This window comes from Arthrobacter sp. V1I9 (genome assembly GCF_030817075.1).
Classification (GTDB): Bacteria; Actinomycetota; Actinomycetes; order Actinomycetales; family Micrococcaceae; genus Arthrobacter.
Genome location: NZ_JAUSYU010000001.1, coordinates 2,869,311 through 2,882,017, shown reverse-complemented (window position 1 = coordinate 2,882,017; position 12,707 = coordinate 2,869,311). Strand labels below are relative to the sequence as shown.

16 protein-coding genes are annotated in these 12,707 nt (G+C 64.9%); 8 read left to right on the top strand and 8 right to left on the bottom strand.

Annotated features, from left to right (window positions below; all coding sequences use genetic code 11):
• The first annotated feature begins 58 nt into the window (after nt 1-58).
• Together QFZ70_RS13495 and QFZ70_RS13490 are read left to right on the top strand one after the other, a co-directional pair.
• A complete protein-coding gene (locus QFZ70_RS13495; RefSeq protein WP_307096318.1) occupies nt 59-991 on the top strand; it encodes a 2-hydroxyacid dehydrogenase in 933 nt (310 codons plus the stop codon).
• A 69-nt stretch (nt 992-1,060) separates the two neighbouring features.
• Nucleotides 1,061-1,183: a hypothetical protein gene (locus QFZ70_RS13490; RefSeq protein WP_307096316.1), complete on the top strand. Its 123-nt coding sequence runs from the start codon at nt 1,061-1,063 to the stop codon at nt 1,181-1,183.
• 81 nt (nt 1,184-1,264) lie between these two features.
• On the opposite strand, the gene QFZ70_RS13485 is transcribed toward QFZ70_RS13490, so the two are convergent.
• Entirely contained in the window at nt 1,265-2,524 is a 1,260-nt protein-coding gene (locus tag QFZ70_RS13485; RefSeq protein WP_307096314.1) for an MFS transporter, read from the bottom strand.
• Nucleotides 2,521-2,898 carry a MarR family transcriptional regulator gene (locus tag QFZ70_RS13480; protein ID WP_373461682.1) on the bottom strand — a complete coding sequence of 126 codons (378 nt, stop codon included), beginning with the start codon at nt 2,896-2,898 and terminating at the stop codon, nt 2,521-2,523. Before QFZ70_RS13480 ends, QFZ70_RS13485 begins: the two co-directional genes overlap by 4 nt.
• A gap of 251 nt (nt 2,899-3,149) precedes the next feature.
• Here QFZ70_RS13480 and QFZ70_RS13475 point away from each other — a divergent pair, with 251 nt between their 5' ends.
• Nucleotides 3,150-3,671 (top strand): GNAT family N-acetyltransferase, encoded by a 522-nt coding sequence (locus QFZ70_RS13475; protein WP_307096311.1) that lies wholly within the window; start codon nt 3,150-3,152, stop codon nt 3,669-3,671.
• Here the strand turns inward: QFZ70_RS13475 and QFZ70_RS13470 are convergent.
• The 3 genes from QFZ70_RS13470 to QFZ70_RS13460 all read right to left on the bottom strand — a co-directional run bounded on the left by QFZ70_RS13470 (nt 3,668) and on the right by QFZ70_RS13460 (nt 5,756).
• Nucleotides 3,668-3,901: a helix-turn-helix transcriptional regulator gene (locus QFZ70_RS13470; RefSeq protein WP_307096308.1), complete on the bottom strand. Its 234-nt coding sequence runs from the start codon at nt 3,899-3,901 to the stop codon at nt 3,668-3,670. The genes QFZ70_RS13475 and QFZ70_RS13470 overlap by 4 nt on opposite strands.
• Nucleotides 3,901-4,533: a hypothetical protein gene (locus tag QFZ70_RS13465; RefSeq protein ID WP_307096306.1), complete on the bottom strand. Its 633-nt coding sequence runs from the start codon at nt 4,531-4,533 to the stop codon at nt 3,901-3,903. The genes QFZ70_RS13470 and QFZ70_RS13465 overlap by 1 nt, the downstream gene beginning before the upstream one ends.
• A 356-nt stretch (nt 4,534-4,889) precedes the next feature.
• Nucleotides 4,890-5,756: a metallophosphoesterase gene (locus tag QFZ70_RS13460; protein ID WP_307096305.1), complete on the bottom strand. Its 867-nt coding sequence runs from the start codon at nt 5,754-5,756 to the stop codon at nt 4,890-4,892.
• 247 nt (nt 5,757-6,003) lie between these two features.
• Between QFZ70_RS13460 and QFZ70_RS13455 the strand changes: the two genes are divergently transcribed.
• A complete protein-coding gene (locus tag QFZ70_RS13455; protein WP_307096304.1) occupies nt 6,004-6,528 on the top strand; it encodes a proteasome activator in 525 nt (174 codons plus the stop codon).
• A 42-nt stretch (nt 6,529-6,570) separates the two neighbouring features.
• On the opposite strand, the gene QFZ70_RS13450 is transcribed toward QFZ70_RS13455, so the two are convergent.
• Nucleotides 6,571-7,488 carry a TMEM175 family protein gene (locus QFZ70_RS13450; RefSeq protein ID WP_307096302.1) on the bottom strand — a complete coding sequence of 306 codons (918 nt, stop codon included), beginning with the start codon at nt 7,486-7,488 and terminating at the stop codon, nt 6,571-6,573.
• A 314-nt stretch (nt 7,489-7,802) separates the two neighbouring features.
• On the opposite strand from QFZ70_RS13450, the gene QFZ70_RS13445 reads away from it, so the two are divergent.
• From QFZ70_RS13445 to QFZ70_RS13435, 3 genes are all read left to right on the top strand, one after another.
• Entirely contained in the window at nt 7,803-8,183 is a 381-nt protein-coding gene (locus tag QFZ70_RS13445) for a VOC family protein (RefSeq protein ID WP_307096301.1), read from the top strand.
• Between the two features lie 374 nt (nt 8,184-8,557).
• Nucleotides 8,558-9,670, top strand: coding sequence for a DUF1524 domain-containing protein (locus QFZ70_RS13440; protein ID WP_307096300.1), 1,113 nt, complete (start codon nt 8,558-8,560; stop codon nt 9,668-9,670).
• 138 nt (nt 9,671-9,808) lie between these two features.
• Complete coding sequence (locus QFZ70_RS13435; RefSeq protein ID WP_307096297.1) at nt 9,809-10,450, top strand: excalibur calcium-binding domain-containing protein; 642 nt, start codon at nt 9,809-9,811, stop codon at nt 10,448-10,450.
• 115 nt (nt 10,451-10,565) lie between these two features.
• Here the strand turns inward: QFZ70_RS13435 and QFZ70_RS13430 are convergent, their stop codons facing one another.
• Together QFZ70_RS13430 and QFZ70_RS13425 are read right to left on the bottom strand one after the other, a co-directional pair.
• Nucleotides 10,566-11,000, bottom strand: coding sequence for an ester cyclase (locus tag QFZ70_RS13430; RefSeq protein WP_307096295.1), 435 nt, complete (start codon nt 10,998-11,000; stop codon nt 10,566-10,568).
• A gap of 129 nt (nt 11,001-11,129) precedes the next feature.
• Nucleotides 11,130-11,528 carry a DUF1304 family protein gene (locus QFZ70_RS13425; protein ID WP_307096293.1) on the bottom strand — a complete coding sequence of 133 codons (399 nt, stop codon included), beginning with the start codon at nt 11,526-11,528 and terminating at the stop codon, nt 11,130-11,132.
• Nucleotides 11,529-11,648: 120 nt separating this feature from the next.
• Between QFZ70_RS13425 and QFZ70_RS13420 the strand changes: the two genes are divergently transcribed.
• Nucleotides 11,649-12,698: a helix-turn-helix transcriptional regulator gene (locus tag QFZ70_RS13420; protein ID WP_307096290.1), complete on the top strand. Its 1,050-nt coding sequence runs from the start codon at nt 11,649-11,651 to the stop codon at nt 12,696-12,698.
• The last annotated feature ends 9 nt before the right edge of the window (nt 12,699-12,707 follow it).

Below are 12,707 nucleotides of genomic sequence, written 5' to 3'. Positions count from 1 at the left end.
CGGCACAGCACACTAAGATCACCCTTATGAAATCCTTCCAACTCCCCGTGGTGGCGGCATGACCGGGCCGCTGCGCGTCTCTCTTCCGGATCAGAAACTGCTGGATGCGCTGGAGCCGACCACCGGCGTCGAGTTCCTGCTGTGGGACTTTTCCGGGCCTGCCCCCGCCGAACGGTTGGACATCGTGGTGCCGCCGTACATACGCGGCCCGGAGGTGTTGGCGGCGCTGAAGTCAGCGGACATCGGCCTGATCCAAAGCCAGTCCATCGGGTACGACGGCGTCGAGGACGTTCTGTCCGGCGGCTTCGTTTTCGCCAACGCGGCGAGCGTCCACGAGACGTCGACGGCGGAGCTCGCCCTGGGGATGATGATCGCCAGCCAGCGCGGGATGGTGGACTTCGTGCGGAACCAGGCCAGCGGGACGTGGGGCAACGGCGAGCGGCCCAGCCTGGCAGACAGACGCGTGCTGCTGGTCGGTTACGGGGGAGTGGGCAAGGCCATCGAGGCTCGGCTGCTGCCGTTCGAAACACACGTTACCCGGATGGCCAGCCGCGAACGCGAGGACTCCGGCGGAAAGATTTTTGGGATTGACTCGCTGTACGAGCAGCTGCCGCTCCACGACATCGTGGTGGTCAGCGTTCCCCTGAGCGAGCAGACACAGAAGCTCGTGGACGGGAAGTTCCTCGCCGCCATGCCCGATGGCGCCCTGTTGGTGAACGTGGCCCGCGGTCAAGTGGCGGACACCGATGCGTTGCTGGCCGAGACGTCCTCCGGCCGTTTGCGGGCTGCCTTGGACGTCACGGATCCGGAGCCGCTGCCGGCCGACCATCCGCTGTGGACTGCCCCCAATGTGCTGATTACCCCGCACGTGGGCGGGGCGAGCTCGGCGATGTTCCCGCGGATGGTCCGGCTGATCAAGCAGCAGATCGGGCTGATGCTTGAGGGCAAGGAACCGGTGAACGTGGTGCTCGGCGGGTCGGCCCAAGGCTAGGTACTGCGGGATAGCCACTTCGACGGTGCGGTGGCCTGTGCAGACGTGGCCGGCTCCCAAGCTGGGGCCATGTATACATATGAGGTCCGCCGCAGCGCGGTCATTCCTGCCCCCGCCGCAGACATCTTTCCGCCGGACTTCGAACGCTGGCTGAAGTCGCTCACCGAGGCTGTGGCAGCAAGAAGGAGCTGACGACGCCGGCACGCGCCACCCACAGCAGCCCCACCTGAGGCTTCCCGCAGCGGAAGTCCGGCGACGCCGTCGTCCGGTCCTTTAGAGCGCCGGCTGGCGCCGCCTGCGGAACACGATCCGAAGGTTGTCGCGGAAGGTCATGTGGCTCCTCCGGCTGACCATGGTCACGGCAAACAGCGCAGTTACCAAAACCACCGCACCGCCGGCCGCCACGGACCAGCGTGCGCCGAACTCCGAGCCAATCCAGCCCATCAACGGTGCCCCCACGGCGGTTCCGCCCTGCAGGACTGCCAGGTACAGGGCCAGTACGCGTCCGCGGAACTGGGGCTCCACCGAGAGTTGGATGCTGGTGTTGCAGCTGTTCAGGAACGTGATTGACGCCAAGCCGACAGGTATCAGCACCACGGCATACAGCCAGAACGACGGCGAGACGCTTCCAAGAAGCGTGAAGACCCCGAGCCCGAGCGCCCCGCCGAGCAGGAACCGCAGCCGCGGCCCCGCCCTGCGCGCAGCCAGCAGCGCGCCGGCCAGTGTGCCCACCGCCATGATGGAGCCCAGGAGCCCAAATTCACCGGGGCCCATCCCGAACTCCACGGTGGCCATCAGCGCATTGATGATGGGGAAGTTCATGCCGAAGGCGCCCAGGATGCCCACCAGGACCATGATCAGCACCAGGTCCGGTCTCCGCCGGACGTAGCGCACGCCTTCGGCGACCTGGTGTTTGCCCCGGCCGGCTTTGGCGGGCGGGGCCAGTTCTGGAGTGTGGATCCGGAACAGCGAGATGATGACGGCGGCGAAGCTGGCGGCGTTGATCAGGAACACCGGTCCGGTGCCCACCCACGCGATCAGCAGGCCGGCGACGGCGGGACCCGTGAGCCTGGCGGTGTTGAAGGACGCGGAGTTTAGTGCCACCGCGTTGGAAATGTTGTCTTGTCCCACGAGTTCGGAGACGAACGCCTGGCGTGACGGTGCGTCGATGGCGCCGGCAATTCCTAGGCAGAGGGCGGCCAGGTAGGCGTGCCACAGTTGGGCGGTGCCGGTCACCACCAGGAGTCCCAGCACCAGCCCGGTCAGGCCCATGGCCACCTGCGTCCACAGCAGGATCACCCGCTTGCGGTACCGGTCGGCCAGGACTCCGCCATAGGGGCCGAGCAGCAGCATGGGCAGGAACTGCAGGGAGGTCGTGATGCCGACGGCGGCACCCGAATGATTGGTGAGGACCGTCAGGACCAGCCAGTCCTGTGCCACCCGCTGCATCCAGGTGCCGACGTTGGATACCAGCGCCCCGGCGGCCCAGATGCGGTAGTTGCGGTTTTCCAGAGCCCGGAACATGGCGCTCATTTGCCGCTCATCTCCTGGAGGATGTGCGCGGCGCGGCTCAGGACCAGCCGGTCCTCTTCGCTCAAACCCGCTACGCGCTGGGCAAGCCACGCGGTCCGCTGGGTCCGGGCTTCCGCCAACACGGCCCGCCCGGCGTCGGTGATGTCCACGTGGACCTGGCGTCCGTCGTCGGGGTTTGCCGCCCTGGATACGAAGCCCTGGTCAGCGAGGGCGTTGACTATCCTGGTCATGGACGGGGCCTGCACGTGCTCCCGTTCGGCGAGTGTGCGGAGGGTTTGTGCCCCGTTGCCGTTCAGCTGGGCGAGCACCGTGTACTGGCCCGGGGTGATGACCTCGCCGGTTGCCTCGACGCGCAGCCGGCGGGAAGTGCGCATCACGGCCGTGCGGAGGTCTATGGCCAGGTTGTTGGGACTGGCCGACTCGGAACTTTGGCTGCTCTCAGTGTTGGTTGTGGTCACGCTTGCGTTGCGCCTCCTGAAGATGCTTAGCACTGCTAATTAGTTCTGCTAATAAGTATGCTGCGGTCTCGAAGGATCGGCAAGGCTTGAAAGGTTGATGTGCGTCACCGGGCAGCTGGAAGGGTGCTGCCTCCCCAGGACGGCAGGTGGGTTAGTTAGCCTGAAGCATGGACTACCAGCTTCGCCAAGCAACTCCTGAGGACGCCGAGGCAGTGGTGCTGATGCACACGCTGTCCCACGAGGAGTGCTACCCCCACCTGCTATCCCCGGCCTTTTTCGCCGCCCGCCGGAAGGCAATTCCGGAACGTGTGGACCGCCGCCGGACGTACCTAAACGTTCCCCACCCGCGGATCATCGCCCTGGACGCCAATGACGAGGTGGTGGGACTTGCCGACGCCGGGCCGGGCCGTGACGGGGACGGTCCCGTTCCGCTGGAGTTGTATTCGATCTACATCCTGGCTCGGGCGCAGGGCAGGGGCTTGGGTGCGGCCCTGTTGGGTGCCGCGATCGGGGAGTCCCCGGCGTACCTGTGGGTGCTCGAGGGCAACCCGCGGGCGCAGGCTTTCTACCGCAGGCACGGGTTCCGGCCGGACGGCCGGCGGGGCCTGCTTCCGCCCGAGTGGGAAAGTGAGCCGGAGATACGGATGGTCCGGGCGGGGCGGAGCCTGTGCCGTCCGCTCATTAACTAGCCGACCGCGGCAGGGTCTGTTACCAGCAGGTCTCCCACCTCGCAGTCCAACTCCCGGCATACGGCTGACAAAGTTGAGAACCGGATGGCTTTGGCCCTGTCATTTTTCAAAACCGAAAGATTCACCAGGCTCACCCCCACCCGCCTGCTTAGCTCAGTCAGTGTCATTCCGCGCTGTTCCAGCAGTTCGTCGAGGCGGCAATGGATGCCGGTAGTATCCTCGGCTGGCATCAGACCAGGCCCTCGGTGTCTTTCCGCAGGCGGCCGCCGAACTGGAACACGCCGGCCACCAGTGTGAGCACAACTCCAGCGACCACCGGCACGAAGTTGAAGTGCCCAATAAAGACCATGCCTTCTTCTGCGCCATTTACCCCGATCGCTTCCGTAAGGCGGCCCCGGGCCACCTGGTCCAGAACCTGCCCGGCACTTCCCGCCACTCCCAGGACTGCACCGCAGGTTCCGACGGTGGACACCGAGCCCGCGGAGAACAGGTTCTCGCCTTTGAGGCGGAAGGCGAGCATGAACAGCAGGGCCAGCACGGCCAGGAGGCCGAGGTGGTTCAGCGCTCCGGCCCAGGCCAACAGGGCAGCCTCGCTGGCCGGGAGTGCGGGGATGGTCGCCTCGACTGAGGTGAAATGCGCCTCCGCTCCCAAACGCAGGCCGTCCGAAGTCCATCGCGTGGTGGCCAATGGCAGTGTCAGGGTCACGGGACCGGTGAAATAGGCGGTGATTCCGGAGACGGTCATGGTCGTCGTCACAACAACCACGGCGGCCGAGACAATCATCAGTGCCACTGCGTCCGTTTTGGAGACGACGCTTTTGCTGCCCGGTGTCCGGCGCGCAACGCCATTGGCCAATTTCATATTCCCCCAAAGTTATCGACTATCAGTAATAACGACAATCGATAACCTACTGGCCGGGTCCTCGGCAGGTCAAGAACTGTGCTTACACGTTGCTAACTGCCGGTGCCATCCTGAGCTGTTGCAACCTCCAACGAAGGGAAGTTGGTAATGGCTGCTGATACTGAAGCTGTCCTGCACGACGGTTCGATCATTCCCGCGACCGTCCATGGGGACGGACCCGCGTTGCTGTTGCCCGTCCGGCTCGAGCCGTACCCGCCGGCTGAAGCGGCGTTAATACGCAACTGGGGTGGTGAGCCTGGCCTGGGGCGGGCTTTGATGGCCGGGCTTTCCGGCTCAAGCAGCATAATCGTGGCCGACTATGAAGGCCGCCGGGTGCCCTCGTTCCGTTCGCCCACGATGCTGTGCTTCTTCACCGCGCGCTGGTGGTCCGCGTCCGTCCGCGAATCGATGCTGGCGAACCACATGCTGCGGTGCTCATGCAGGGCGATGTGCCCCCACATCAGGGACGGGATCTTCTTGCCGTACTTCTGCTCGGTGGCGATGGAAAGGTTCCGGTACCAGGTGACCTGGTCCATGCGCACCCAGTCCCAGTCCGGGTAGCCTTCGAAGTCCTGTCCGTTGATGCTGTCCGGGGCGTAGCGGCCGGTGTCGATCAGCCACAGGCCGAATGCGGGGTCCTTCGACTTGGAGGACCGCACCAGCAGCAGCGAGTTGGAGGTTCCGGTGACGCCGTCGGCGGTGTCGCCGTTGACGTTGAACTCGTAGCTCTGCAGGAACTGCAGCATCTTGGCTTCGGTCATCCCGGTCCGTGCGACCGAGTCCTCGTCGTGGTTGCCGAAGGTGACGGCCCAGGGGATGTTGCGGCTTTCCATCGGCTGGACCACGTGGTTCAGTGCCTGCTTGACCTGCAGTCCGGTATCGCAGCCGCCGTTGATCACCTCCCCGTTGATCACCACAAAGTCCGGCTTTTCCACGTCCAGGGTCCGGTCCATCAGTTCGATGGTGCGGCGGTCCGTCTGCTCATCGTCCTGGGTGTCGTTGAACTGGACCACCTTGAACCGGCCGTCCGGGCGGAAGGCGAGGGCTGGCTTGGGCGCCTTCGCCCCCGGCGCCGCGTTGGCGCCGGTCCCGGCAACCACTGCGGCTCCCAGCGCGCCGAGGGTTCCGGCTGCCGCTAAAGCGGCGCGCCTGCTGAAGCTGGGCTGGTCCATTTTGATGGTCATTTCTGCCTTCCTGTATTTTTCGCGGCCACGCGTCCGGCCGCCGTCCCTGCGACAGTAGGAAGGCCCGGCGTCCAGGTTCCAAACGCGTGGTGACCAGCGGATGCGGCGGCGGTGTCGACGGCGCGCGATGCAGGCTTGAGGACAGATAGTAAGTATGCTTACCTTGAGAATCGGGCCATGCTTGCTGAAGTTGCCGGGGTCGCCCACGCCTCGTCAGGAAAGAATCTTGCCAGTGAGAGGAAGAACCATGACCGCCGGACCTGAAGGCCCGCTTGCCGATCCCGGTGCCGGGGGCAGTGCCGGCAGCCCGGTCGGCCGCTTGGCCGAAGATCCGGCGAAAGTGATGCGGATTGGAACGAGCATCATCCGGCTCCTGGACGAAGTACATCATGCACCTCTCGACGACGAAGCCCGGGCCCGGCTGGCGCACGTCCATCAGCGCTCGGTGGAGGAACTCCAGGACGGCCTCGCGCCGGGCCCGGCGGAGGAACTGCAGCGGTTATGGCAGCCGCTGACCGGCGCATCTTCGGCGTCCGAGGAAGAGCTGCGGATCGGCCAGGCCCAGCTTTCCGGGTGGATCGGGGGACTGGTGCAGGACATCCAGTCCACCATCGCGGCGAAACAGGCAGCAACACGGCAAGCGTTGGAGCCATTGGAAAATCTTCACGGCGGCATGCCAGCCGTGGTGCTGGACAACGGGCCGCTGGGGCAAGGCAGCGGCCGGGAACAGAACCCGGACGACGACGTCGAGCTTCCGGGCCAGTACCTCTGACGCTGCGGCTTTCCAGCCCGGGCGGTTTCCCCCCATTGCTTTTTAGGAGGGTGTTGCCTGTTGCCTCGTTAGGTGGGTGTGAGACCATCCGGTATGGGTGATAACAACCAAGTGGACAATGACGCCGTGCCCGTAACCGGGGCGAACCACCATGTGGGGGAGCGGGAGCACCGGCATCCCACCGCTGAGCAGGCCCGCTCCATCGGCTACCGCCGGCGGGATGCGGAGGCCAAGCTGGAGCAGCACCTGCGGGAAGCCCGCGATAAGTCCTAAGAGGAGCGGGCCCACCGGCAGACATCGCGCCTGCCGGCAGCGCTCGAGCTCTTCCGGCGTGTCCGCAGGAATCACCCCACGTTCGCCTTGCGGCCTTACAAACGGCGGGAGATGAGGGCTGCGGGCACGATCAGGAACCACAGATACGGGGTGTTGCTGGTGAGGAAAAACGCAGCCGGAATGCTGAGAAGGAACACCCGCCGGCGCCGTCAACCGTCCCCGGAACACCCGCCGGTGCTCGTAGTCGTCCACGGTGTCATCCGTTAGCCCTTTGCGCCAGGCATAACTCCACATGCCGGCGAGGGTGAGGTAGACGCCGGAAATCGTCGCCGCGTACAGCGCACTAGGCCAGGGACTCGGATTTCCGCCGTAGTCGCTGAGGACCGACGTGGTGGCGGGCAGCATCACGATGAAGAACAGCAGCAGCATGTTCAGCCAGGCCAGCCCCGAGCTGAATTCCCGGATGCGGAAAAAATCGGTGTGGTGGGACATCCACACGCGGGCGATGATGATGAAGGACAGCACAAAGGCGAACAGTTCCGGGAGCGCGCCTATCAGTTCGGCGTTGAGGTGCTCGGGCGGAATCCCCACCGGCAGTTTCAGGTCCAGGGCCAGGAGAGTAAGTGCGATGGCAAAGACCGCATCGCTGAAGAACACCATGCGCTCAAGTGGGACTGATTTATCCACCGCAATTCCTTCCGCCGGGGTGAGTCCTGTGTCTTCCGGCAGTTGAGCCTGTCGACACTCTAAAGGTGGCAGCAGTCAGGTGAAAGAGCCCCTAACCCCTATTTCCGTTGGCACCAAACAGTTCCATAATGGGCACATACGCTTCGGGGACCCTCGCGCCGATGATGGCTGGCGGGGCGCTTCAGAGTCCCAGGTGGCAGCCCGGCATAAGGCGGAAAGGGCGGCCACGCGCCCCGGACAGTGTTGATCCGGGACTGCCTTATGGGGGAGAGCATCGCCATCAATGCGAAAGCGAATGCACAAAGGAAATCATTATGCTCAAGGACTCAGCACTCATGGCTGTCCTTCCCGCGAAGGACATCAGCAGGGCCAAGGAGTTTTATCGGGACAAGCTGGGATTGGAATCGTCCGAGTCCATGGAGGAGGACAGCTTGCTGTACCGCTGCGGCAACGGAACCGCCTTTTTGGTTTACCAAACAGATAACGCGGGGTCGGCCAAGAACACCCAGATGGGCTGGGAAACGAACAACCTCGAACGCGAGATGGAAGAACTTCGGGGCAGAGGTGTCACGTTCGAAGAGTACGACATGCCAGGCCTGAAGACGGAAAACGGCGTCGCCACCAGTGATTGGGGCAAGGCCGCCTGGTTCCTCGACAGCGAGGGCAACATCCTCAACCTGACCCAGCGCACGTAGACACCGGTCCTCAGCCCGCGCGGGCATCGTCCCCGCGCGGGTTTTTCCGTCCAAGGGGAACTTACGACGCCGGCGCTCGCCGCCGTCGCTTGGTCCGCCCCCAGTGCGGGCTACTGATTCGGAGTGCGACCAGTCGCATCAAGAATGGATCAAGACGACATCAATGTTGTCCCAGCTTCGCCGCAGTTTCACGGTTCATCCGCGTTAGGAGAAATAGGCTCCAACTATAACCAATGCGGTTTAGCAAAAGGCCCGGCTTACTTGCCGGGCAATTTTTAATGGGGGAAAGATTGTCGGACTACGGGGCCCTTCCGGGATCAGGACCATCTCCGGTGTCCGGGCAAAAAGCGAAGCCTCCACGCAGGCCGGGGGCCGTGGCACTTGCCGTCGCTTTTGCACTCTTTACCGCCGGCGCCGTCACGCTGCCGCAGGTGTTTGCTGCCGACCTCGAGGTGGCTGCATCAGAAAGCACAGCTTCGGCCGCGCCTGCCAAGGCGAGCGCAACTGCGGAAGCGGCGCCGGCGCCGTCGTCCGTTCCAACTGCACAGGAGACGGGCGCCCCGCTGGATCCCGGGGCCACCGCCGTGGTGGCCCAGGGCGCCGCATTGGCAGCTCCGAAGACGCAGCCCGCCTTCGCCGCCAAAGCGATCGACGTGCTGGCAGCCCTCCCCATTAAGGGCCGGGCGCCGAAGACGGGGTATGACCGCGGGCTGTTCGGGCAGTCGTGGGCGGACGTTGACCGTAACGGCTGCGACACCCGGAACGACATGCTGCAGCGCGACCTGACCGGGATCACCTACACAAACAGTGTCCCTTGCAAGGTGCAGTCCGGAACCCTCGCGGACCCGTACACCGGCACCAGCATCAGCTTCCTGCGGGGGAGTGCCACCAGCAGCAAGGTCCAGATCGACCATGTTGTGGCGCTCAGCGATGCCTGGCAGAAGGGCGCGCAGCAGCTGACCACGGAGCAGCGCATCGCCTTCGCCAATGATCCGCTGAACCTGCAGGCAACGGACGGACCCACCAACATGCAAAAGGGCGACGGCGACGCCGCCACCTGGTTGCCGCCGAACAAGCGGTTCCGGTGCGAGTATGTCGCCCGGCAGATTTCAGTGAAGGCGACCTACAGCTTGTGGGTCACCCAGGCGGAGCACGATGCGATGGCCAGGATCCTGTCCAGCTGCTCGGACCAGCCGGCACCGACCAACCAGCAGGCACCAGCCGCTGCGCCTGCTGCCGAGCCGGCACCGCCAGTGGCGGCACCTGCTCCAGCTCCTGCTCCGGCTGCCGCGGCCCCGGCGCCGGTTCCAGCGGCTCCCGCACCGGTGGCCCCGCCCCCCGTTGTCCCTGCTCCGGCTGCCCCCGCAGCCGCTTACTACGCCAACTGTGCGGCGGCCAGGGCTGCAGGTGCCGCGCCGCTTTTCGCCGGGCAGGCAGGCTACCGCGCCAGGCTGGACCGCGATTCCGACGGCGTCGCCTGCGAGTAGCACCCACAGTCTTGGGGCTTCCACGCCCTACTGCATCACCACCACAACCATTTCCTAGGGGGAAAATTGAAAAAGACGCTGACACTAGTTGTGTTGACCGGCCTCATGCTGACCGGTTGCGGCAGCAAGCAGGCGGCAGTGCAGCCGACAGAAACCGCAACTGCTGTTGCGGCAGTTGCAGAGGCTGTTACGGTTCCCGACGTCATTAGCCTGACTTTGGATAAGGCCACGGAACAGCTGGAAGATCTCGGGTTCGAGGTCGAGGCAGTGGACATTGTCGACGGCAAGTCGATCATGCTCAAGAAGAACTGGCTGGTCATGTCCCAGGACCCGACGGATGGCACGAGTGTGGCTGAGGGTTCCACCGTGCACCTCGGCGTCAAGTCCCTTGAGAAGATCGCGGAGGAGAAGGCCGCTGCTGAAAAGGCCGTGGCAGACAAAGCTGCCGCTAAGGCAGCCACGGCCGCAAAGGCAGCGAAAGCTGCGGCGGACAAGGTGGCTGCGGACAAGGCAGCCGCTGACCGGGCGGCAGCAAAACTGGCCGCCGAGCAGGCCGCAGCGGCTGCAGCTGCGAAACCGGCACCCGTACCGGCACCGGCTCCCAAACTTGTTCCCGCACCGGCACCAGCCCCCGCCCCCGTCGTGCCCGCACCGGTGGCGGGTCCGTTCCCCAACTGCGCTGCAGCTCGGGCAGCAGGAGCAGCGCCGGTGTACTCCGGCACGCCGGGCTATGGAACGCACCTCGACAGGGACCGCGACGGCATCGGTTGTGACAAGTAGGGTCCACTGCCCAACAGACGCATCGTCGAATCAGTAATCCGTAAACAAGATGCCGTGGATACCTTTCACAGGGTGTCCACGGCATCTTTCGTTTGTTGTTCTGGAGTGCAACCCGTCAATGCTCGGACATTTCCCGCATCAATCCCAACTGCGCCAGGAACTCGACCTGGTCGAAGTAGAAGTGGTGGGAGGTGATCTCCCCGCCCACAACCTTGGCGATGTCGCAGCTTCGGATCCTCATCTGTTTGCCGGTGGCCGGCATTGTTTCACCTGTGGCCATGCGCAGCGGGCCAGTATTGGTTCCGACGACGAAACCCTCATCTACCGCTACGCTTTCGGTTTCGTACCTTGCCGCATGTTCGTACCGGATATCCGGCATGGATTCCCAGAATCCGAAAAGGTATTCGGTGACGGCGTCCCGGCCGCGGAGTTCCCCTTTATCGGGGGTGTAGGCCACAGCGTCTGTAGCGTAGCAACGTGCCAGCGTTTCTTTGTCCTTTTCATTCATGGCCGTGGTGAGGCGATCCATGACTTCGCGTGCCTGTCCCATTGTGGACCTCCAATTTTGGGCGGCCTCACGGAAGCGGGGGCCGCTTCGTGGATTGGTTTCGGCTGCTTGCCGGAGCCAATTCAATTGCACATCCGCCCCGGAGCACTGTCAACGAACGGTGCTACCCCTTCAGAACGGCAGCGCCACCAGCGCAATCAGGGCCGGCACCGTGGCACCGAGAGTGCCCGGAATACTGTCGCCCCTCTTCGGGTAGTGGCCCTGCATGTCCGCCAGGAGCATGGCTGGAGCGGTGAGCACCATGTTCGCGCAGCAGTAGATCACCAGGGTGTAGCCCACCACCAGGTAACCCATGTTCACCGCCACCACCCCGGCTAGGACTCCCACACCGATCGCCAGGTTGCGGAACCCGGTGGGGATGGCCCACATCATCACGGCCGGAACGTTTTGCGGCGGCGTGCTCAGGAACTTCTGCGCCGCCGGCCGGTGCATCAGAAAGCTCTCCAGCGGGAACACCACGATGTAGATCACGGCGGCAAGTACCGCGAAAATCTGGGATACGGCGTTCATAAGGAAAAAGTACGACGCCGGCGCCCCCGGCCGCGATCCCCTCACCGGGGGTTCCGGGGTGCTTGGGGAACCCCCACTTTGGGGGATTGCGGGCTTGACCCTCAGGCGGATACTGGACGTATGTGGGAGGAGCGCGCTGAGCGTGCCCGGCGCGACATCGCCGCCCTGGCCGCCAGCGGTGTAAACCTGGCCGACCTGCACGCCTCGGCGCTCGCCGTCGTGCAGCAGCAGGTGCCGTTCGAACAGGGCTGCTGGGCCGCCGTCGATCCTGACTCCCTGGTGATGACATCCGTGACCAACTGGCGGCCGTGGCCGGTGGGCCAGGCGGAGTACGAGGAATACTCCGCCCGCTTCGCTGAGACCGAATACACGGGTCAGGAACCGAACACGTTCGCTCAGCTTCTCAGGCGCCCGCAGTCCATCGCCAGAATGTCCGATGCCCCGCACCGGGAGGTGGTCCGCAGCGTCCGGATCAACGCGCTGCTCAAGCCGCAAGGGCTGGAGCACGAGCTCCGTGCGGCCTTCCGGGTGGACGACGCCTGCTGGGGAGTTGGCAGCATCTTCCGGAAAGCCGGCCGTGACTTCACGGACCGGGAGGTGGAGTTCCTGGCTGCAGTGGCGGCGACGCTGGCAGCGGCAACCAGGATCGCCGTCCGCGTCGGGCACCAAACGGGGCCGGCGTCCGTCGGGCCCGTCATTGTCCTGGCCGGGCTGCACGGAGAGCTGCGGGCGGCCACGCCTGCCGCGGCAACCTGGCTTGCAGAGGTGGAGGAAGCGGATCCCGGCCGGTTCAGCATGACGCTGCATGCCGTAGTTGCGCAGGCGCACGCTGCGGCGTCGGGAACGGCGCGGGCCAGGATGCGCGACGCCGGAAACAACTGGGTGGTGCTCCAGGCCAGCCGCCTGATCACCGGTGACCGCCCGGAGCAGATGGTGGTTACCGTGGAACCGGCCACCACGCACGACCTCGCCGACCTGCTGCTCCTGGCCTACGGGGTCACCGCCCGCGAGCGTGAGGTCTGCCTGGAGGTGCTGTCCGGAAATTCGACGGCGGACATCGCCCGGCGCCTGTTCATCTCCCCGCACACGGTGCACGACCACCTGAAGTCGCTGTACGGGAAGGTGGGCGTGGGCAGCCGCGGCGAGCTGGTGGCGAGGCTCGTGGCATGACGGCCCGGG

Coding starts and splice junctions, on each gene's coding strand:
- QFZ70_RS13430 (WP_307096295.1), bottom strand. CDS start 11,000: ATGGGACAGGCACGCGAAGTCATGGATCGCCTCACCACGGCCATGAAT.
- QFZ70_RS13455 (WP_307096304.1), top strand. CDS start 6,004: ATGACCGCCGGACCTGAAGGCCCGCTTGCCGATCCCGGTGCCGGGGGC.
- QFZ70_RS13495 (WP_307096318.1), top strand. CDS start 59: ATGACCGGGCCGCTGCGCGTCTCTCTTCCGGATCAGAAACTGCTGGAT.
- QFZ70_RS13480 (WP_373461682.1), bottom strand. CDS start 2,898: ATGCGCACTTCCCGCCGGCTGCGCGTCGAGGCAACCGGCGAGGTCATC.
- QFZ70_RS13490 (WP_307096316.1), top strand. CDS start 1,061: ATGTATACATATGAGGTCCGCCGCAGCGCGGTCATTCCTGCCCCCGCC.
- QFZ70_RS13460 (WP_307096305.1), bottom strand. CDS start 5,756: ATGACCATCAAAATGGACCAGCCCAGCTTCAGCAGGCGCGCCGCTTTA.
- QFZ70_RS13470 (WP_307096308.1), bottom strand. CDS start 3,901: ATGCCAGCCGAGGATACTACCGGCATCCATTGCCGCCTCGACGAACTG.
- QFZ70_RS13485 (WP_307096314.1), bottom strand. CDS start 2,524: ATGAGCGCCATGTTCCGGGCTCTGGAAAACCGCAACTACCGCATCTGG.
- QFZ70_RS13420 (WP_307096290.1), top strand. CDS start 11,649: ATGTGGGAGGAGCGCGCTGAGCGTGCCCGGCGCGACATCGCCGCCCTG.
- QFZ70_RS13475 (WP_307096311.1), top strand. CDS start 3,150: ATGGACTACCAGCTTCGCCAAGCAACTCCTGAGGACGCCGAGGCAGTG.
- QFZ70_RS13465 (WP_307096306.1), bottom strand. CDS start 4,533: ATGAAATTGGCCAATGGCGTTGCGCGCCGGACACCGGGCAGCAAAAGC.
- QFZ70_RS13425 (WP_307096293.1), bottom strand. CDS start 11,528: ATGAACGCCGTATCCCAGATTTTCGCGGTACTTGCCGCCGTGATCTAC.
- QFZ70_RS13445 (WP_307096301.1), top strand. CDS start 7,803: ATGCTCAAGGACTCAGCACTCATGGCTGTCCTTCCCGCGAAGGACATC.